This window comes from Streptomyces sp. NPDC053427 (assembly GCF_044544985.1).
GTDB lineage: Bacteria > Actinomycetota > Actinomycetes > Streptomycetales > Streptomycetaceae > Streptomyces.
The window spans coordinates 1-18,374 of sequence record NZ_JBITYA010000010.1; the positions used below are offsets into that span (position 1 = coordinate 1).

The 18,374-nt window shown below is 71.9% G+C and carries 23 protein-coding genes; 9 read left to right on the forward strand and 14 right to left on the reverse strand.

Annotated elements, in window-relative coordinates:
• On the reverse strand, positions 1-1,141 hold a 1,141-nt coding region (locus ACIGWZ_RS26430), incomplete at its 3' end, for a CapA family protein (protein WP_400068777.1).
• A gap of 44 nt (positions 1,142-1,185) precedes the next feature.
• Positions 1,186-2,664 (reverse strand): protein kinase, encoded by a 1,479-nt coding sequence (locus tag ACIGWZ_RS26435; RefSeq protein ID WP_400068779.1) that lies wholly within the window; start codon positions 2,662-2,664, stop codon positions 1,186-1,188.
• A gap of 244 nt (positions 2,665-2,908) precedes the next feature.
• On the opposite strand from ACIGWZ_RS26435, the gene ACIGWZ_RS26440 reads away from it, so the two are divergent.
• Positions 2,909-3,802: a D-alanyl-D-alanine carboxypeptidase family protein gene (locus ACIGWZ_RS26440; RefSeq protein WP_400068781.1), complete on the forward strand. Its 894-nt coding sequence runs from the start codon at positions 2,909-2,911 to the stop codon at positions 3,800-3,802.
• Between the two features lie 95 nt (positions 3,803-3,897).
• Here ACIGWZ_RS26440 and ACIGWZ_RS26445 read toward each other — a convergent pair whose 3' ends face one another.
• Entirely contained in the window at positions 3,898-4,644 is a 747-nt protein-coding gene (locus tag ACIGWZ_RS26445) for a PP2C family protein-serine/threonine phosphatase (protein ID WP_400068783.1), read from the reverse strand.
• A gap of 7 nt (positions 4,645-4,651) precedes the next feature.
• The gene (locus ACIGWZ_RS26450) at positions 4,652-5,785 is read right to left on the reverse strand and encodes a site-2 protease family protein (protein ID WP_400068785.1); all 1,134 of its coding nucleotides are present in this window, start codon (positions 5,783-5,785) and stop codon (positions 4,652-4,654) included.
• Between the two features lie 148 nt (positions 5,786-5,933).
• Here ACIGWZ_RS26450 and ACIGWZ_RS26455 point away from each other — a divergent pair, with 148 nt between their 5' ends.
• Positions 5,934-6,221 (forward strand): hypothetical protein, encoded by a 288-nt coding sequence (locus ACIGWZ_RS26455; protein ID WP_400068787.1) that lies wholly within the window; start codon positions 5,934-5,936, stop codon positions 6,219-6,221.
• Between the two features lie 111 nt (positions 6,222-6,332).
• On the opposite strand, the gene ACIGWZ_RS26460 is transcribed toward ACIGWZ_RS26455, so the two are convergent.
• Positions 6,333-7,112, reverse strand: a complete 780-nt coding sequence (locus tag ACIGWZ_RS26460; RefSeq protein WP_400068789.1) for an aminotransferase class IV — start codon at positions 7,110-7,112, stop codon at positions 6,333-6,335.
• Positions 7,113-7,369: 257 nt separating this feature from the next.
• Between ACIGWZ_RS26460 and ACIGWZ_RS26465 the strand changes: the two genes are divergently transcribed.
• Positions 7,370-7,540 carry a DUF5708 family protein gene (locus tag ACIGWZ_RS26465; protein ID WP_400068791.1) on the forward strand — a complete coding sequence of 57 codons (171 nt, stop codon included), beginning with the start codon at positions 7,370-7,372 and terminating at the stop codon, positions 7,538-7,540.
• 68 nt (positions 7,541-7,608) lie between these two features.
• Complete coding sequence (locus tag ACIGWZ_RS26470; protein WP_400068793.1) at positions 7,609-8,298, forward strand: DUF1707 domain-containing protein; 690 nt, start codon at positions 7,609-7,611, stop codon at positions 8,296-8,298.
• A gap of 654 nt (positions 8,299-8,952) precedes the next feature.
• Here the strand turns inward: ACIGWZ_RS26470 and ACIGWZ_RS26475 are convergent.
• The 4 genes from ACIGWZ_RS26475 to ACIGWZ_RS26490 all read right to left on the reverse strand — a co-directional run bounded on the left by ACIGWZ_RS26475 (position 8,953) and on the right by ACIGWZ_RS26490 (position 10,670).
• Positions 8,953-9,363 (reverse strand): DUF6344 domain-containing protein, encoded by a 411-nt coding sequence (locus ACIGWZ_RS26475; protein ID WP_400068795.1) that lies wholly within the window; start codon positions 9,361-9,363, stop codon positions 8,953-8,955.
• A gap of 378 nt (positions 9,364-9,741) precedes the next feature.
• Positions 9,742-9,948, reverse strand: a complete 207-nt coding sequence (locus ACIGWZ_RS26480) for a hypothetical protein (protein WP_400068796.1) — start codon at positions 9,946-9,948, stop codon at positions 9,742-9,744.
• A gap of 216 nt (positions 9,949-10,164) precedes the next feature.
• Positions 10,165-10,353 (reverse strand): hypothetical protein, encoded by a 189-nt coding sequence (locus tag ACIGWZ_RS26485; protein WP_400068798.1) that lies wholly within the window; start codon positions 10,351-10,353, stop codon positions 10,165-10,167.
• Entirely contained in the window at positions 10,353-10,670 is a 318-nt protein-coding gene (locus ACIGWZ_RS26490; RefSeq protein ID WP_400068800.1) for a hypothetical protein, read from the reverse strand. The genes ACIGWZ_RS26485 and ACIGWZ_RS26490 overlap by 1 nt, the downstream gene beginning before the upstream one ends.
• 284 nt (positions 10,671-10,954) lie before the next feature.
• On the opposite strand from ACIGWZ_RS26490, the gene ACIGWZ_RS26495 reads away from it, so the two are divergent.
• Positions 10,955-12,187 carry a helix-turn-helix transcriptional regulator gene (locus ACIGWZ_RS26495; protein ID WP_400068802.1) on the forward strand — a complete coding sequence of 411 codons (1,233 nt, stop codon included), beginning with the start codon at positions 10,955-10,957 and terminating at the stop codon, positions 12,185-12,187.
• Here the strand turns inward: ACIGWZ_RS26495 and ACIGWZ_RS26500 are convergent.
• The 4 genes from ACIGWZ_RS26500 to ACIGWZ_RS26515 form a co-directional block, all read right to left on the reverse strand.
• Positions 12,168-12,830: an HAD family hydrolase gene (locus tag ACIGWZ_RS26500; RefSeq protein WP_400068804.1), complete on the reverse strand. Its 663-nt coding sequence runs from the start codon at positions 12,828-12,830 to the stop codon at positions 12,168-12,170. The genes ACIGWZ_RS26495 and ACIGWZ_RS26500 overlap by 20 nt on opposite strands.
• Before the next feature lie 153 nt (positions 12,831-12,983).
• Complete coding sequence (locus tag ACIGWZ_RS26505) at positions 12,984-13,466, reverse strand: DUF5994 family protein (RefSeq protein WP_400068806.1); 483 nt, start codon at positions 13,464-13,466, stop codon at positions 12,984-12,986.
• Positions 13,467-13,516: 50 nt separating this feature from the next.
• Positions 13,517-14,503, reverse strand: coding sequence for an acyl-CoA desaturase (locus ACIGWZ_RS26510; protein ID WP_400068808.1), 987 nt, complete (start codon positions 14,501-14,503; stop codon positions 13,517-13,519).
• Positions 14,500-14,736 (reverse strand): hypothetical protein, encoded by a 237-nt coding sequence (locus tag ACIGWZ_RS26515; RefSeq protein WP_400068810.1) that lies wholly within the window; start codon positions 14,734-14,736, stop codon positions 14,500-14,502. Before ACIGWZ_RS26515 ends, ACIGWZ_RS26510 begins: the two co-directional genes overlap by 4 nt.
• A gap of 202 nt (positions 14,737-14,938) precedes the next feature.
• Here ACIGWZ_RS26515 and ACIGWZ_RS26520 point away from each other — a divergent pair, with 202 nt between their 5' ends.
• Positions 14,939-15,394: a tellurite resistance TerB family protein gene (locus ACIGWZ_RS26520; protein WP_400069437.1), complete on the forward strand. Its 456-nt coding sequence runs from the start codon at positions 14,939-14,941 to the stop codon at positions 15,392-15,394.
• 88 nt (positions 15,395-15,482) lie between these two features.
• On the opposite strand, the gene ACIGWZ_RS26525 is transcribed toward ACIGWZ_RS26520, so the two are convergent.
• Positions 15,483-16,058, reverse strand: coding sequence for a TerD family protein (locus tag ACIGWZ_RS26525; protein WP_400068812.1), 576 nt, complete (start codon positions 16,056-16,058; stop codon positions 15,483-15,485).
• A 236-nt stretch (positions 16,059-16,294) separates the two neighbouring features.
• Here ACIGWZ_RS26525 and ACIGWZ_RS26530 point away from each other — a divergent pair, with 236 nt between their 5' ends.
• The 3 genes from ACIGWZ_RS26530 to ACIGWZ_RS26540 all read left to right on the forward strand — a co-directional run bounded on the left by ACIGWZ_RS26530 (position 16,295) and on the right by ACIGWZ_RS26540 (position 18,098).
• Positions 16,295-16,717 carry a BlaI/MecI/CopY family transcriptional regulator gene (locus ACIGWZ_RS26530; RefSeq protein ID WP_400068814.1) on the forward strand — a complete coding sequence of 141 codons (423 nt, stop codon included), beginning with the start codon at positions 16,295-16,297 and terminating at the stop codon, positions 16,715-16,717.
• 3 nt (positions 16,718-16,720) lie between these two features.
• Positions 16,721-17,686 (forward strand): M56 family metallopeptidase, encoded by a 966-nt coding sequence (locus ACIGWZ_RS26535; protein WP_400068816.1) that lies wholly within the window; start codon positions 16,721-16,723, stop codon positions 17,684-17,686.
• Between the two features lie 163 nt (positions 17,687-17,849).
• On the forward strand, positions 17,850-18,098 hold the full coding sequence (locus ACIGWZ_RS26540; protein ID WP_400068818.1) for a hypothetical protein: 249 nt from the start codon (positions 17,850-17,852) through the stop codon (positions 18,096-18,098).
• Positions 18,099-18,374 lie beyond the last annotated feature (276 nt).

The window sequence follows — 18,374 nt, forward strand, 5'->3', positions numbered from 1 at the left end:
ACGGGCCCCGACCGGCACCCGGCAGGGGGTGGAGGGTGAGCATGCCCTCCGCTCCCGAGGCGCCGGAGCCGGTGCACGGGCGGAAGCCGCTGCTCATCCGGTCGAGGAGCGCCCGCAGCCAGTTCGTGTCCGCGGACGAGGCGTGCCGCAGGGTCATCCGCCGGGCCTGGAGCGGGGCGATGCGCAGGTCGTGGAGCCGGCCGGTGTCCGCCTCCAGCGCGGCCAGGTACAGCGGGCGCAGGTCGTCGCGGTAGCGCTCGTAGCCGGTGATGCCCTCGTAGTCGTCGATGAAGTCGCCGCAGCCGTGGAGGATGAGCTTTCCCCGGTAGACCTCCAGGGGGCGGGGGTGGTGCGAGGAGTGCCCGTGGACGATGTCCACGCCGCCGTCGACGAGCGCATGGGCGAAGGCGATCTGCTCACGGCAGACCCGGTAGCCCCAGTTGGAGCCCCAGTGGACCGAGGCCACCGCCACATCGCCCGGCCGCTTCGTCTGCCGTACCCGCCCGGTCACCTCGGCCGCGGCAGCCTCCGACGGCCCGGCCACGAACGCGACGCCGCCGCGCCGACCGGTGGCGGCCCAGGTGCGCGGGATCCCGCTGGACGGCATCCCGAAGGAGAGGACCAGCACCCGGCGGCCGGCGGCGCCGGGGACGACCGCCGGCCGCCGGGCCGCGGCGGCGTCCGCGCCCGCCCCCGCCGTCCGCAGGCCCGCGTCCGCCAAGGTCCCGAGCGTCTCGGTCAGGCCGAGGGGGCCGAAGTCCAGGACGTGGTTGTTGGCCAGTACGCAGACATCGGGGCGGCCGGCGGCCAGGCAGGGCAGGTTCGCGGGGTTCATCCGGTAGTGGATGCCCTGGCCGGGCGCGTAGGTGTCGTGCCGCGTGACGCTGGTTTCCAGATTGATCAGCCGGGCGGCGGGCGCGGCCTCGTCGAGCACCGCCAGCGCGTCCCCCCAGGGCCAGGAGAACCCGACCGGACGGGGAATGCGGCCGTTCGCCTCCTCCGCCAGCGCGACATAGGTGCGCGCGTCGCGGACGTACCCCTCCCGCAGCGCCGGGTCCCCGGGATACGGAAGGATCTGGTCGACGCCGCGGCCGAGCATCACATCGCCGCAGAGGGACAACGTGATCAAGCCGCCGTCCATTTCTCCAGGCTAGGTCCTGTCCGGTCGGGGCCGCGCCCGCGGGCCTACGGGGCGCGGTGGTCGGCCGTCCGGGTGCGGGCCTTCAGCACCTGCGCGCCGATGGCCAGCGTCACCCCCAGCAACAGCACATAGAACACCCCGATCTTGCGCAGGTCGTCGAGGAAGAACCAGACGGCCGTCAGGGCGGTGAACCAGAACGCCACCAGCGCGAATCCGCCCGCGCGCTCGTCCCGGTAGCCGGCGGCCAGGCAGAGCCCGGCGACGATGGCCAGGACCAGGGCGATGATGACGAAATGGGTGTCCCAGCCGACGTTGCCGCGGGCGAGTTCGGACCAGGCCGCCACGGCCTCGGCCACCGGGCCCCAGGCCACCGCGCAGGCGAGCCGCGCGGACCACAGCAGGAACACCGCCCCGGCCACGGCGGCGAGCAGGGCGACGCGGTTGAACTGGCCGATCTCGATCATGTCCGTGCGGGATATCGCGACCGACAGGACGCAGCCGAGCAGCGCGACCGCGCCCTCGGCGGTGGGGTGGAACACCACGCGCAGCGGTCTTCTCCGGCGGGCGGACCGCGGGGCGGGGGCCGCCGGGGCCGGGGCGGGGGCTTTCGTGGCGGGTGCGGCGGCCGCACGGGCGCCCGGCGCCGGGTCCACCGTGGTGGGCGTCCGCACCGGGGTCGCCGGCGCCGGCCCGCCGCGGGAGGCCTCGCCGAGTGCTGCCCTCATGGCGGAGGCGTCCGCGAAGCGGTCCGTCCGGTCCTTGCGCAGCGCGGTGACGACGACCGCGTCGAGGGCGGGCGGCAGCTCCGGGCGGAGCTGCGAGGGCGGCACCGGTTCGGCGGCCAGGTGCTGGTGCATGACGGAGAACGGTGAGTCCCCGGTGTACGGGGGACGACCCGTCAGCAGCTCGTAGAGGAGACAGCCCACGGCGTACAGGTCGGTGCGGTGGTCGGTCTCGTGGCCGTTGATCTGCTCCGGGGCCAGATAGGCGGGCGTGCCGACCGCCACGCCCGTGCCGGTCAGCCGGGTGGCGACCTCGCTGAGCGCCTTGGCGATGCCGAAGTCGACGACCTTGACCCTGCCCGTGGCGGTGAGCATGACATTCGCGGGCTTGATGTCCCGGTGCACGATGGCGTGCCGGTGGCTGTGCTCCAGGGCCTCCAGCACCTGGCCCGCGATGTCGGCCGCCTGCGCCACCGGCAGCGCGCCGTCGCCCAGGACGCGGCTGAGGGTCCTGCCCGCCACGTACTCCATCACCAGATACGGCTCGGTGCCGCCGCCACCGTCGTCCTCCCCCACGTCGTGAACGGTGGCCACACCGGGGTGGTTGAGCGCGGCGGCGGCGTGCGCCTCGCGCTGGAACCGCGTGAGGAACTCCGGCTGCAGCGCCAGCTCGGCGGAGAGGGTCTTCACGGCGACGGTCCGGCGCAGCCGGTGGTCGATGGCCCGGTACACCGTGCCCATCCCGCCGTGCCCGAGCTGTTCCACCAGCTCGTAGCGCTCCCCCAACATTCTGTGCTCCACCGGATTCCTCCACGGCCGTCAGCGCCAACAGGACGGAAGACGTGCAGGAAGAGGGTGGGGTTCCCCCCAACGGGTGTGACGGAAGACGGATCCGGGCGGGCCCCGGGCGCCGCCGTCGGGCCACCGGTCCGGCACGCGGACCAAAAAATTCCGTCATTCGCGCATCCATGGACCCGTCTCAGTCGTCTCAAGAGCAAGCGGCATTCTCATGTGACCGCACTGCGTGGGTATTTGGAGTATTCGATTGAAAATCCGCATTAAGGGCATTCGTCGCGCATCCGCGGTAGCCGTCACCGCAGGCGCCGTTCTCTCGGCCGGGGCGTTCGCCGCTCCGGCGCAGGCCGCCGCGCCGGTGGCTCCCACGATCACCGCCAAGGGCGGTTTCGTGATGAACAACGGCACCGGCAAGAGCCTGTTCACCAAGGCCGCGGACACCCGCCGTTCCACCGGATCCACGACCAAGATCATGACGGCTCGGGTGGTTCTCGGGCAGTCGAACCTCAACCTGGACTCCAAGGTCACGGTCCAGAAGGCCTACAGCGACTACATCGTCGACAACGACTGGGCCTCGTCGGCGCGTCTGATCGTCGGCGACAAGGTCACCGTCCGTCAGCTGCTGTACGGGCTGATGCTCCCGTCCGGCTGCGATGCGGCGTACGCGCTGGCCGACAAGTTCGGCAGCGGCTCCACCCGGGACGCGCGGGTGAAGTCGTTCATCGGCAAGATGAACTCCACCGCCAAGAGCCTCGGCCTGACGAACACGCACTTCGACTCGTTCGACGGCATCGGTAAGGGCTCGAACTACTCGACGCCGCGCGACCTGACCAAGCTCGCCAGCAACGCGATGAAGTACTCCACGTTCCGTTCGGTCGTGAAGACGAAGTCGACGAAGCAGAAGGTCACGACCAAGAGCGGTGGCTACCGCTACATGGAGTGGACCAACACCAACACCCTGCTCGACAGCTACTCCGGCACCATCGGCGTCAAGACCGGCTCCGGCCCCGAGGCCAAGTACTGCCTGGTCTTCGCCGCCACCCGCAACGGCAAGACCGTCATCGGCACGGTCCTCGCCGATTCGTCGGTGGCCGCCCGTACGACGTCGGCGAAGAAGCTGATGGACTACGGGTTCAAGAAGTAACCCGGAACGGATACAGGCGAGGGGCCTGCGCGCGGCCGGTGGCCGCGGGTGGGCCCCTTTGCCGTGTGTCGGGGAGGGCCGGCGCCGCGGGGCGGTCACTCGCCGACGGCGATCAGCGCCAGCGTGATGTTGTCCGGGCCGCCCGCTTCGATCGCGGCCTTCCACAGCTCGAACGCGGCCTTGCCGTTGTCGTTGCCGTGGGTCCGCAGCAGAGCGTCGAGTGCGTCCTCCGGTACCGGGTCGGTCAGGCCGTCGGTGCAGGCCAGGTAGCGGTCGGAGAGGGAGAGGGGGGTGACGGCGAGGTGCGGGACGACGGGGGTGAAGCGCAGGCCGCCGCCCAGGGACTGGGTGATGAGGGAGGTGGTGCGGCGGCCGGGGGAGGGCGGCGGGCTGTCGTCGGTGCTCAGCTGGCGGAGGCCGTCCGGGGTGGCGGCGAGGACCTTGCTGTCGCCGACGTTGAAGACGAGGAGCGAATCGGGGAGGACGACGACGCCGGCGACGGTGGTGCCCATGGTGGCGAGGGCCGGGTCGCGGCCGGCGGCGGCGTAGACCGCGTGGTTGCAGACGTTCAGGGCGTCGCGCAGCGCTTCCTCGGAGTCCAGGGCCGCGCCGACGGTGGCCAGTTGGCGGACGGTCAGCTCGCTGGCCACCTCGCCACCGGGCTGCCCGCCGATACCGTCGGCGACCGCGACGACGAGGGGATGGCCGAGCGGGAAGACCAGGGTCTGGGGGTTCTCGGTGACCGTGCCGCACAGCGTCCAGGGGCCGGCCACCAGGCTGTCCTCGTTGTGGTCGCGGACCAGCCCGGTGTGGCTGAGGGCGGTGACCGTCACGTACCGCATCGCCGCATCACCCTCGCGTCCCGTCGCCGAGCGTGTGCCGTTGCATCAGCCGGGCGACGTCCTTGCCGGTGACGATGCCCACCAGATGCCCCGCGTCGACGACGAGGAGGCGCATCCCGGTGCGCAGGCTGATCCGGTCGAGGGCCTCGGTCAGCAGATCGTCCGGGGCGGCGACCGCGCACTGGGAGAGGGGGATGGCCAGCTCCCGCACCCGCAGCGACGCGCGGCTGGCCGCCGGGACCGCCGCCAGCCTGCGGATCTGCACGACTCCGCTGGGGCGCCCCTCGAAGTCGAGCAGCGGCACCACGGAGTGGCGCGCGTGCACGGCGACCTCGTCGATGAAGTTCTGCGCGGTGAGCCAGTCGGCGCCGGTGGCCACGGGGGCGGTCATGGCCTCGGAGACGCGGAGGCCGCGCAGCGCGGTGTGGAGGGCGGCATGCCGCCGTTCCGCCCCGGCCACGACCATGACGAAGAGGCCGATGAAGACGAGCCAGAGGCCGATCGGCGCCCCGCGCAGCAGGACGACCCAGCCGGCGCCGGCCATCAGCACTCCGGTCACCTGGCCGCCCCGGGACGCGGCCAGGTCGGCGCGTTCCCGGTCCCCCGTGCGCCACCACAGCAGCGCCTGCACCACCCGGCCGCCGTCGAGCGGCACGGCCGGCAGCAGATTGAAGACGCCGAGGAAGAGGTTGGCCCAGCCGAGCCAGAACAGGACGACGGCGGGAACGGCGGCCCAGCCCGACAGCGCGTGCAGCCCGATGCCCGCGCCGAGCGCCGCGCCGCCGACGACCAGGCTGGTGAGCGGGCCGCTGACCGCGACCAGAAAGGCCGCCGCGGCGGTCTTGGGGCGCCCCATCCGCGTCATACCGCCCAGCGCCCACAGCGTCACGTCCTGGACGGAGATCTCCTTCCGCCGGGCCGTGGCGGCGTGGGCCGTCTCGTGCAGGACCAGGCTGCCCATGAGCAGCGCGGCGCCCACGACGCCGGCCACGGCGTAGACGAGGGGCGGGCGTCCCGGGATCCATACGGGGAGGGTCTGGCGGGCGAGTCCGTAGGCGAACAGGATCACCAGCAGCGGCACGCTCCAGTGCATCCGCAGCGGTACCCCGACCACCCGTCCGAGCCGGATCGAACCGTTCATCGCCGTCTCCCAGCACACCCCGTGCACCACAATTGTCGCTCTCGGGCCGCCCGACGGGTAAGGGGTGCACCGAGACCGGAGGTGACCTTTTTGTTTCGGATGTCGGATTTACCCTGGGGGGTACGTGCGGCGACGTCGGAGGTACACCATGAGCCGGAGCCACCACTTCCATGTGGATCAGGAAGGCAACTCGATCACCGTGAACGTCGGGCCCAGCCGGGAAGGCGAGATAGAGCTGCTGGTCAACGGCAAGGTGGTCGCGTACCGCAAGGTGCACGGGCGAGGAATGAACGTGCTGAGCGGGGAGCTGCCCGGGGAGCCCGCGCACCCGTTCCGGGTCCTGGTGCGGGAGCCGCACCTGGTGCCGACCACGCCCCGGTGCACGCTGGAGCTGGACGGGGTGGAACAGCCGATGCCGGAGCGGCTGGTGATCTGAGCCGGCGGCGCCGGACGGGGCGGGGCCGCTCCTCGCGGCGGCGCGCCCGATCCGCGCGGCGGCGCGCCCGATCCGCGCCGGGCCGGTGCGCGCCCGGCCCTTGCTTGGGCCCTACAGCGGCTCCCCGGGCAGCGCGTCGTAGCGCTCCCGCAGCGCGGCGAGTACGGGGTGCGCCGCGTCCAGCCGGATGTCGTCGACGGCGCCGATCGCCCGTACGCCGATGGCGGTGTTGGTCGCGAACGCGGCCCGCACGGAGCGGAGCGCGCCGACGGCCAGGGGCGAGACGACGTGACCGTGCGCCTCCTGGAGCAGGCCCATGGTGACTCCCGGCAGGACGTCGGCCCGGGGCCACACCACCTCGCCGTCCGCCGCCACGAACCCCACGTTCCAGGTGGGCCCCTCGGAGACCAGCCCGTCCGGCCCCACGAACAGCGCGTCGTCGAACCCGGCCCGTTGCGCCGCCCGCCGCTGGTACAGGGATCCGAACAGCCCGGTGTGCTTCACCCGCGCCACCTCCCGCTGATGGCGCACGGTCCGCACCCGCACCGGCGGCAGCGGCAGCGGGCCCGCCGGCCGGACGCTGACCAGCACATGGGGATCGTCCGCGGCGGCCGGGCGGCCGATGTCCAGCCCGGGATCGAGGACGGTGACCCGTACGACGCACGCCCCGGCCCGGTCGCCCACGGCCTCGGCGACGTACCCGCGCACCCTCCCCGGATCGAGCTCCGCGCCGAAGACCGTCCGGCAGTCGCGCACCAGCCGCGCCAGGTGCCGGGACAGCCCCCGCACCCGCCGGTCCGCCACCCGCATGGTGGTGAAGTGGCCGTAATTGGTGAGCGCGAGGGTGCGCAGGGCGTCGGGGTCCGCGGGGTGTCCGTTCAAGAGCGCCATGGGGCGAGTGTGTCAGCGGGGCGACGGCAGGCAGGTACGGGGCGCGGGCGGCGTCCCGGGGCCCCGCGGGTACGTCGGCGAGGCCGTGGGCGACCGGCCCGGCGAACGGGGCTGCCGGACCGCCGTACATAGAAAGTGGCAGGCGGCGGCCGGTAAGTGCCTACCTGCGGATGATCCGAACGGCCCGGCCGGGCGGGACGCTGGTCCGTATCACCAACTCCGGCACCACACAAGGGACGAGGGATCTCATGAAGGGTATGGCGATCGGCATTTTCCTGGCGATCGTGGGCGTGATCCTCTGGCTGACCACCAAGGAAGTGGAAACGCCGGTCGTCTCGCTGCACAAGGCGGGGCTGATCCTGGCGGTCGTGGGCGCCGCGGAGGCCTTGTTCGCGCTGGTGGGGCTGGGCAAGAAGGCGGGCAAATAGCGGTCGCGCAGGCCCCTCGTCCCCGACGTTCCCCCCACCACTACCGCGGACCCAGCGGAGGCCCCCGCATGACGCAGTCCCCACGCCCGGACCTGAACAAGGAGTTGCCGCCACCCCCGGCCCCTGCTTCCCCGGCCTCGGTGCTCGCCTCGGACGCCGAGCGCGAGGACATGGTCGAACGGCTCAGGGAGGCCGCCGCGGAAGGCCGGCTGACCCTGGAGGAGCTGACCGAGCGCTGCGAGGCGGCCTATCTGGCCCGCTTTCGCGAGGAGTTGGCGACCGTCGGGGAGGATCTGCCCACCGTGGCGGTCGCCGCCGGATCCGGCGAGGCGTCCGGGAAGCGCGCCTTCTGGGCCGTGTTGGGTGACGTCACCCGACATCACCCCGGCCTGGAGGGCCGCCTGGAGGCAACCGCGGTCCTCGGCGATGTGTCCCTCGATCTGTGCGCCTCACCGGCACCGTCGAGCGGCGAACTGGTCGTCGTGGCCCGTGCGGTCATGGGCGATGTGCATCTGCTGCTCCCCGAAGGCGTGCGGGTCGAGGTCGACTGCGGCAACGTCTTCGGCGACATCCGCGATCTGACCCGCGCGCACTCGACACCGGACGCCGTCACCCCGCGCGTCCGCGTCACCGGCTTCGCCCTCTTCGGCGACATCGTCCTCGCCCACCCCAGCAGCGACCGCCGCACGTACTGGCGGAGGTGGCTCGATGAGCGCCTCGGCCGCGCCGGGACGGAGGCGATACCCGACAAGGCCTGATTCCCCGAGCCCTGCCCTGAGCCTGATTCCCTGCCGTACGGAGGGGTCCATTCCCGGCACGCCCCCCTGGCGTGCCGCCTCTCCGTACGAAGAAGACGTGCCCCGACCGCACCACCCGGCTCTCCTCCGAGCCGGTACGGTCCGGCACGCGCGAAGGTCCGGCGGTGTGCGGCGGTGGGAGCCGCACATCGCCGGGCCGCTCTCCACGGCCCGGCGCACAACAAAGAGCCGCCCATCGCTGGACGGCTTCGGCCGACGGAACCGGGCAACCATCGCGTCGGCCGCACCCGGCGTACGGCTACGCCTGAGGGGCCCGCGAATGCCAACGGCTCCACATCGGGGAAAAGTCAACGCCTGTGCGCCGCACCGGAGTCACGTCACCGTCTCCGCGCAGCGCATTGATCAAAGTCTCACCGAACGACGTCTCGGCGATCGACGCCTCGAGGTCTCGATGTCTCGACGGTCGGCATCTCTGTGCTCACCGTCTCCGCGCTCACCATTTCTCTCCGCGATCACGGTCCTGCCATCACGTTCCCTGCGATCGCATTCCTGCGATCACGGCCTTCGGCTGCCTCTCGGGCCCGGCATCCCCGGCGCGGGGTCCTCACGCACCGTCCCGCCGCACAGCGGCGGCCTTGCCGGGTCGGGGCGGCGTCAGACCGAGCAGGCGGAGTGCTCCCGGCGGCGGGCCGCCGGGATGGCCGCGGGAACGGCGGGCCGGAGTTCGGCGCTGGTGGTCAGGCGGCTGCGGGAGGTGGGGGAGGCGCCGTGGGCCTCGGCGCGGATCCGCTGCTTGATGGTCGGCGGGAGCTGGGCGCTGACGAACCTGCGCTGCGCATGGCCGAGTTGGCCGTAGAGCGGTACCGAGGGTGTGGGTACGGGTGGCAGCGAGGGCTCGGTGCGCGGCCGGGCGATGGTCGGCGCCGCGGGGCGCGGGGCGGGGCCGTACAGCGTGGCCTCCCGGCGGGCGGCCGAGGCGTGGGCGGAGACGCCCAGGGATGCGAGCAGCTTGCCGAGCACGGCAAGGCATACCGCCCAGAACTTCATGACCTTGGTCGCAGCCATGGCCCCTCACTTTCATCGGGATCCCAGCGGGAGAGGTACACGGGTTGCACATCCGCCGGAGATCTGTTGCGTTTTCTTATGATGAGTACGCAATGCGAGGATCCGAGGACCGACGCCCCCGAAGCGGCGTTCTTCCGATGAACACCATCCGGATGGCGTAACCGCCCCCGAACCACCAGGTCGTAGGGCTCGGTCAACCGATCGGCTGATGCCGTTCCGAGCGCGCCGGGCGATGCGGCGGGAGACGCCGGGCGCGGATCCTCGGCGCTCGGCAATGGACTGCGCAAGACCTACGCGGGCCGTGGCCGACGGCGTCTCGTTCGAGGCCGAGGGCGGAGACTTCGGGCCCTCCTGCACAGCGGTTGTCCCCGCACCGGCCTACGTGGCGGTTGCGGCACCGCCCGTCGTGGGGTCGGCCAAGGTCGCGCCGAAGTACTGGACCGCCGACAGTTCGTAGCCCGTGTGGTGCGTGGTGCCTGCGTGCTGGAGACACCAGACCTGCGCCTCGTCGGCGTCGGCCGTGTCCGTCGATTGCCCGCCGCACGTCAGGCAGGTGCCGACGTAGCGCAGTGCCATGTCCGTCATGGCCGACAGCGTCCACCGGGCGAACCGATACCGGGCCCTCATGCCGTGCCCTCCGGGCGTTCCGGGGTGTCGCTCCCCGCTGCCTGGACCGCGTCGATGCACGCGCCGAGACCGCGCAGCATCTCCGCGAGATCCTCCTCGCCCGCGCTCACGCCTGCGCCGCCTTCAGGTAGGCGCTCGCTGCCGCCTGGCTGTCTGTGCGCGCCTCGGTCGTCATCAGCCCTCCCGTTCCGGGTGGGGGTGGCGGCGAATCTCGACGTTGCAGTCCGTCGCCTTCGACATGTCCCCCACGGCGCAGGCTTCCGCGCGCTGCTTCACCAGGGCCCCGCACACATCGCACTCGACAACCGGTACGGGCTCCGCCGCCGGTTCCATGAGGTGAACGGGGCGGCAGATGCGGGGCATCAGCCCATCACCTCCACCCCGTGAATCCAGCGGGGCCCCGCGTCGTACCCGTGCACGGCCAGCCACAGCGCCCGCCGCCGACCACGCTGATCCCGGCGTTCTCGCCGCTCCTCGGTGCTGAGGACGTACGGACGGATCAGGTACGAGTCCTCGCCGCGTAGCAGCTCCGGCGGCCGGACGGGCAACTGGGGATGCCGGGGCGTCGGGGCCGCCCCGCACGGGGTGGCGGTGCGAGGGCCGGCCGCGCGATGGCAGCCCCGGGCGGGCAGTAACCGGCACAGCAGCCATTCGAAGATCGTTCCGATAGTGTGCAGCACTGTCGTCAACCTCCCAGGGATTGAGGGCCACGCCCCCGGACGTCCTCAGCGTCGCGGGGGTCTTGTACGTGGCCGGTCGTGTAGGGAAAACCACGCCCCTGCACCGGAGCGTTCGAGTCCGGGGGCGTGCGTCAAGAATTGCGCTGCCGTTCGCCAATAACGAGGACTTCCAGAGGACTTTTAGGCGTGCCAATAAGGACACTTGAGGCCCATACGAGTGATTGGCAGTCGCAGTGAGGACTTTGGAGGGACACTGTCCGGAGACCCCACGACGGAGGTGCAACGTGGCGCGGTCCGCAGGAAACCGCCAACTCAAGTCGGCTCGTGTAGCGGCTGGTTACCCAACCCAGCAGGCATTCGCTGAGGCACTCGGCGTCGATGTACGCCAGGTTCGCCGCTGGGAGTCCGACAAGCCACCCTGGCCGCACCCAGACATGCAGCAACGCCTCACGCAACTCACCGGCCAGAACGTGGAATCACTGGGGTTTGTCATCCCCGCCGGACGCGACCGCCCAACCGAGAGGCGAAGCGCCCCGGTGTCGCTGCGCGGTGGAGCGGTCCACCTGCCCGCCGTACCTTCACAGTCCGGTGCATCCGTGCAGCCCGCATCGGTTGCGTCCGACTACGAGCGCATCACCCGCTCCCATCGACACCTGTATTGGTCCGTGGCCCCCGCCACCCTCCACCCATCCGTCCGCGCTCACGCTGACCTGGGGTGCGCTCTGCTCGCCGAGACCGCTGGGCGTACCCGCCACACTGTGGCGGCGGCCCTCGCCGAGACCTGGCTGCTCGCGGGGCGCATCGAATTCTTCGACCTCCGGGAGCCTGACGACGCCGGCCCCACTTTGCTCCGCGCTCTTCAGGCCGCGGGTGAGGCAGACGATCCTCTTATGGGGGCCGCGATCCTCGCCCACAGCGCCTTCGTCCCCGGTTGGACGGGTGATCGCGAGAAGGCCGGGGAGCGGATTGCGGCGGCCCGGGCGTATGCCCGGCGCGGGCCTGCGTCTGCGGAGTTCCTGTCGTGGCTGGACGCAGTCGAGGCGGAATGCGAGAGCAGGTGCGGGAATACGCGCACCGCGCTGCACCTGATCGGACACGCAGAGGAAGCCCTGACGCGAGGCTCCAAGTACTCCAACCCGGAATGGATGGACTGGTTCAATCCCGTACGTCTGGCGGCGTTCAAGGGCAACACCCAGCTGCAGGCCGGGCACCTGCCGCAGGCGCGCACCACACTGCTGGGCGCCCTTGACCAGATGCCACCCTCGGATGGCAAACAGCAGACCGTGATCTACGGCGACCTGGCAGCCGTAGAGGCCGCCGCCGGGCAACCGGAGGAAGCATGCCGGTACGCCTGCCTCGCGCTCGATCAGCTGGAGATCACCTGGTACGCGACAGGCATGGAGCGCATTCGGGAAGTGCGCCGCGCACTCGCCCCGCACCAACACGATCAGTGCGTGCGGGACCTCGACGAGCGCCTCTACGGTTGGGCGACGACCGTCAGCGCGCTGTCGCGTTGAATGCGGCAATCGCCTCCGGAAGTTCCGAGAGCGAATCGATCCGGAATGTCGGCAGTTCGCGCGCCTCCGGGGTATTCCACTGGATGGTGGCCCAGGGCCCGCGGTGGACGAGAGCGGTGCGCATTCCGGCAGCCGCACCGGGCCGCAGGTCGTTGTCCACACGGTCACCGACGTAGAGGATCTCGTCCGGCTGGAAGGGGACCGCTGCGGCGACGCGGGCGAAGAATTCGAGATCCGGCTTGCTGGCAGCCCAGTCGTCCGATGTGCCGATGAGGTCGACGTCGTCCGCGAAGAGGCTCCGCAGGATGCGCCCCGCCCGTACGGTCTGGTTCCCGGCGATGCCGAGCCACAGCCCCTCTCTACGCAGCTGTGCCAGCGCCGGGCGGACATCCGGATAGAGGTCCGATTCCTCGAAGTGCTCCGGTTGGCCGGCAGCCGCGCGCGCCTCACGCTGCTCGTACAGGTCGAAGCCGGGCCGGAACTCCTGGAATACGTCGCGGTAGTCCCGCCCCTGCGCGATCACCGCCCCGAACATCGCTGCGAAGGTGTGCCGCGGCACACCGAGCCAGTCAGCCCACGTGCCGTACTCCCGCGTCTCATCGACCAGGCACTCACCGACGTCGAAGACCACCGCGCGAATCATGCGGACACCATACTGACCGGCTGTTTCGGGGTGTATGCGTACCGGTAGTTGTAGCGAGGCAGCCGTACGCGTGCACGCCGGGGTGAGGCTGCCCGCAGGACGCATCGGCCCCCGTCTCTGACGCTCACTCGCCGAGGCCGCCCTGCCGGGCGTTCAGCCCGGTTCCGGCTCCGTCGCCTCCTCCGCCACCCTGGCCATGATCTGTACGGCCTCCGCCTCCGGGGTGTCCGGCGGGATGATCCGTAGGTCCCAGCGGCCGTGGCCGGCCGCCACCAGGCAGACGGTGTCCGCGTCCGGGCCCTGCCGGACCTTGATCCGGCGCAGGCGGACGACATGGCCCTCGACCAGGATCCGGGTGGGCAGCGCGGACCAGATCGCGCCGTTCACCGTGGCGTGCGTGATGCGGGGCCAGTCGAAGGGCAACGCCCTGAGCAGTTCGGGAAGTTCGGTGAGCAGGTCGGTGGAGTGGGGCCACCAGGTGCCGTCGATCCGCCGCAGGACGGGGCCGGGCGGGGCGATGGTCAGCCGGGAGACGGCGGGTGGCTCCAGGTGCTCATGGGGCGTAGGTGCCGGGTGTTCGTGGGGACGGTGTGATGTCGGGTGGTCGTGGATGGGCCCGAGGGGGGCGGTGGTCATGGTGTGCTCCTGGCGGTGCACAGGGGGTGGGGTCCTGGTGGTACCCGGTCTCAGCCCGCCTCGATGCGGCGGGCGGCGACCCGGGCGGGATCCGGCCAGCGCACGTTCCACACCCAGCCGGCGCGTTCGAAGAGCCGGATCAGGGCGGCGGATACGTCGATCTGGCCGCGGTCGACGCCGTGCCGGGCGCAGGTCGGGTCGGCGTGGTGCAGGTTGTGCCAGCTCTCGCCGAAGGAGAGCAGGGCCAGCGGCCACAGGTTCGTCGCCCGGTCGTGGCGGCGGGTGCGGAAGGGCCGCGCGCCGATGACATGGCAGAGGGAATTCACGCTCCAGGTGACGTGGTGCAGGAGGGCGATGCGGATGAAGCCCGCCCAGAGGAGGGCCGTGAGGCCGGTGACCCAGGAGCCGCCGATCGCCCAGCCCAGCGCGAAGGGGAGGCCGAGGGTGGCCAGGCAGAGGGCGGGGAAGGCGCGGTCGACGGCGCGGATGCCGGGGTCGGCAAGGAGGTCGGGGGCGTAGCGCTCGTGCGAGGTGGGGTCGTTGCCGAACAGCCAGCCGATGTGGGAGTGGACCAGGCCGCGCAGCTGTCCGCGCAGGCTGGTGCCGTAGCAGTAGGGGGAGTGCGGATCGCCGGGACGGTCGGTGAAGGCGTGGTGGCGGCGATGGGTGGCGACCCAGTCGATGACATCGCCCTGGAAGCTCAGCGATCCGGCGAGGGCGAGCGCGACGCGCAGCGCGGGGGTGGCGGTGTAGCTGCCGTGGGTGAGGCCGCGGTGGAAGCCGACGGTGACGCCCAGGCCGCTGATGACGTAGAAGACGGCCAGGAGGACGAGGTCGAGGGGGCCGACGACGCTGCCCCAGAGAAGGGGGACGGCGAGCCCCAGGCCGACGAAGGGCGCGGCGACGATGATGCCGGTGACCGTGACGTACATCCGGCGGCCGCTGCCGGGCGGGGCTTCGGTGCCGTCGGTGGGGAACGGCGACGTCCCGTCGTACTCGGACGGCGGGGGAGTGGGGGGTCGGGTCGCGGAGGTCACCGGATGTCGCCCCTCCAAGGGGGTTCGCCGCGGGAGGGCGGCGGGGATTGCGGTGGCTCGGAGTCCGCTTCGTCCTGCGGCCGCTTCGGCGTCCGGTGCAGGAACGGCGGGTGCAGGTCGGCGTGGTGGTGAGTGGCCATCCGTCCGGCCTGTTGGCCGTTGAGCCGGGCGAGGAACAGCACGCCGAGCGCGATCAGTGCCAGCAGTACGACGACGGTCAACAGAATCTGCACGGCGCTCACCTCGTCCCGTCCCTCGCTGGTTCCACGGTACCCGTACAACCCCCCTCAATGCTCCTATAGCGGGCGTTTGAGGGCTGATGTGGCGAGGCCGCCTGAACCATAACTTCTACAGCGTTGTAGATTTTACTTCCGCATGACCGCACGGCCCGGCGACATCAGCGCTGCCGCCTCCGCACGACCGAAGGAGACAGACATGGCCCTGTGGGACCGGATCAAGGATTCCGCCCAGACGATGCAGACCCAGCTCGTCGCCAAGAAGAACGACCTCAAGAGCGGCGCCTTCCGGGACGCGAGCATGGCGATATGCGCCCTGGTGGCGGCCGCGGACGGCTCCATCGACCCGGCGGAGCGCCGGCGGGTGGCGCAGCTCATCGCCACCAACGAGGTGCTGCAGAACTTCCCCGCGGACGATCTCCAGCGCCGCTTCGACGGCTACCTGGACAAGCTCACCGCCGACTTCGACTTCGGCAAGGTCGCGGTGCTGCAGGAGATCGGCAAGGTGAAGAAGAAGCCGGTCGAGGCGCGGGCCGTCCTCCAGATCGGCATCGTCATCGGCGGCGCGGACGGCGACTTCGACAAGACGGAGCAGGGCGTGGTGCGCGAGGCGTGCTTCGCGCTGGACATCGCTCCGGAGGAGTTCGCTCTCTGAGCGCTCGGTGAGCGCGGCCCGGTAGGCGGGGCGGGAGGGGAAGCGGCCCCGCCCGCCCCGCCGCGGGTCTCAGACGTTCACGCCGACGTCAGACGTTCACGCCGAAGTCGGCCGCGATGCCCGCCAGGCCGGAGGCGTATCCCTGGCCGACGGCGCGGAACTTCCACTCCGCCCCGTTGCGGTAGAGCTCACCGAAGACCATCGCGGTCTCGGTCGAGGCGTCCTCGCTCAGGTCGTAGCGGGCCAGCTCCACCCCGTCCGCCTGGTTGACGACGCGGATGAAGGCGTTGCGGACCTGGCCGAAGCTCTGGCCGCGGCTCTCGGCGTCGTGGATGGAGACGGGGAAGACGATCCGGGCGATCTCGGCGGGCACGCCGGACAGCGTGACGTTGACGGACTCGTCGTCGCCCTCGCCCTCACCGGTCAGGTTGTCGCCGGTGTGCTGCACCGAACCGTCGGGGCTGGTGAGGTTGTTGTAGAAGACGAAGTGGGCGTCGGAGGCGACCTTGCCCGCCTCGGTGCACAGCAGGGCGCTGGCATCCAGGTCGTAGTCGGCGCCCGTCGTCGTCCGTACGTCCCAGCCGAGGCCGACCGTGACCGCGGTCAATCCGGGTGCTTCCTTGGACAAAGAGACGTTGCCGCCCTTGGCCAGCGAGACTCCCATGGTTCCCTCCAGGTGTTGCCTGCGTTCCGGGGTCAGCGGAAAATCTACAGGAGTGTAGAAGTAAGGCGGCGGGTTCTGCGGCGCCGGGCGACGACCGGCGAACGCCCCCGGATCCGGCGTCCGCCCCGCGGGCGGCGGCACCGATCGCCCCGCGGCGCCCGGCCGCGCGCCGGCCCGCCGTAAAATGCCCCGACGTCCCGGCCGGCGGGACGCCCGGCGCGACGGGAGGCGGCGGCATGGGAGGCAAGCCCTTCGGGAACGCCCGTCGGCGCGGGCAGGGCCAGCTGGAGGCCCAGGTACTGGCCGCGCTGCACCGCTCGCCCGGCCCGGCCACCGCCGCCCGGGTACAGGAACGGCTCGGCGGCGACCTCGCGTACACGACCGTGATGACGATCCTGTCCCGGCTGCACGCCAAGGGCGCCGTCACCCGCGAGCGGGCCGGCCGCTCCTACGTCTGGACCCCGGCCGCCGACGAGGCCGGGCTGGCCGCGCTGCGGATGCGCCGCGTCCTGGACGGCGAACCCGACCGCGACGCCGTCCTCACCAGCTTCGTCTCCGCGCTCTCCGCCCACGACGAGCAGCTGCTGCGCACCCTCCTCGACCGTGCGACGGCCGAGGATCCGGCCTCCGGCACGGACCCGGAAGCGCGCGGAGGCTGACCGGTGGGCGTCTTCGTCTTTCTGCCACTGGTGCTGCCGCTCACCGCGCTGCCGATCGCCCGGCTCGCGGAGCAGCACCTCCATCCGCGCGGCAGCACCCGCCTGCTGACCCTGCTCGCCGCCGTGCTCGGCCTGTGCAGCACGCTGTCCCTGGGGCTGCTGATGGTCGTCGGGACGGCCCAACTGCCCGGCAACCCCTTGCCCGACGGCTGGTCCGACCCGCAGGTACGGGCCGCGGTGCCGGGCGCCGAGGTGGCCGGCGCCGCCGCGATCCCCCTGCTGGCCGCCGCCCTCATCGCCTGCGCCACCGCGCTGCGCCGGCACCGCCGGATCCGCGCCCGTACGCACCGCGCGCTGGACGTGCTGCCGGGCGGCTCGGACACCGCCGTACTGCCGGACGACGCGCCCTACGCCTACGCGGTGCCCGGCGCCCCCGGACGGCTCGGGCGCCCCGGCAGGCCCGGCCGGATCGCGGTCTCCCGGGGCATGCTGCGCAGCCTGGACCGCGACGAACGGCGCGCCCTGTTCGCCCACGAGCGGGCCCATCTGAGCTGCCGTCACCACCGCTACCTCCTTCTCGTGCGCCTCGCCGGCTGCGTCAACCCCCTGCTGCTGCCGCTGCGGTCGGCGGTCGCCTTCAGCACCGAGCGCTGGGCCGACGAGGAAGCCGCCCGGGTGGTCGGCGACCGGCGGCTGACGGCCCGCGCCGTGGGCAAGGCGGCGCTGATCGCCCGCCCGACGCCGTATCCGCAGCTGGCGCACTTCGCGGCGCCCGAACCGGGGCCGGTGCCGCGCCGGGTGGCCGCGCTGCTGGCGCCCGTGCCGCCGGCCCGCAGCTGGCCGCCGGCGCTGACCCCGGCGGGCCTGGCCGCCCTCGTCGCCGCCGCGGGCACGGCCGCCTCCGCGCTCTCCGCGCTGAACGCAGCGGTAGCCCTCTTCGTCGTTCTGAAGGCGGCAACGCCGCTGTGAGTGCACACTTGGCGCAAGTACTCCCCGTACTCCCGCGCCGCTCGGCCCCGTGCTGTGATCCACCACACACCGGCCGGCTTCTCGATCGACTTCTACAGCCCTGTAGATAGTGTCGGTAGGCTTGCGTCCCACAGATGCGCAACAGGCGCGGCCGGAGGGGGAGATGGCGACGAGGTGCGGACTCCTGACCTGGGACAGCCCGCCTCCGGACGGGGAGGTGCGATGGGTCTATCAGCCAGTGGAGGTCCATCACCCCGACGGCAGCTGGCAGTTGGGCCGGATCAGCGGCTGGTGGACGGACGAGGCGGGCCAGGAGTGGTGCCGACTACGCACCGTGCCCGGCGGCGCCCCGCCGCGGTGGCTGTGCTACGACCCGGATTCCGTGCGGCTGCTCCCCAGCACCGGGATCTGACGGCCCGTTCCCCCCGCGGCTCCAGCATCTCTTGCTCTCCCCGTATCTCCCGCACCTCCCGTGCGATACATCTGAAGGACCAGAAGGGCCACCGGCGTGGATGACAGGCAGACCCAGCAGCTGAGGGAGGTCCGGCAGTCCGACAGCGGATCCGGTACCTCCGGCGCGTCCGCATCGGCAGACGCATCCACCGCCTCCCGACGCGCCGCCGACCGGTCCCGCCGCGCCGGAAAGCGCGCCCCCGACGCCCGCTCCCGCCGGTCCGGCAAGGTCCGC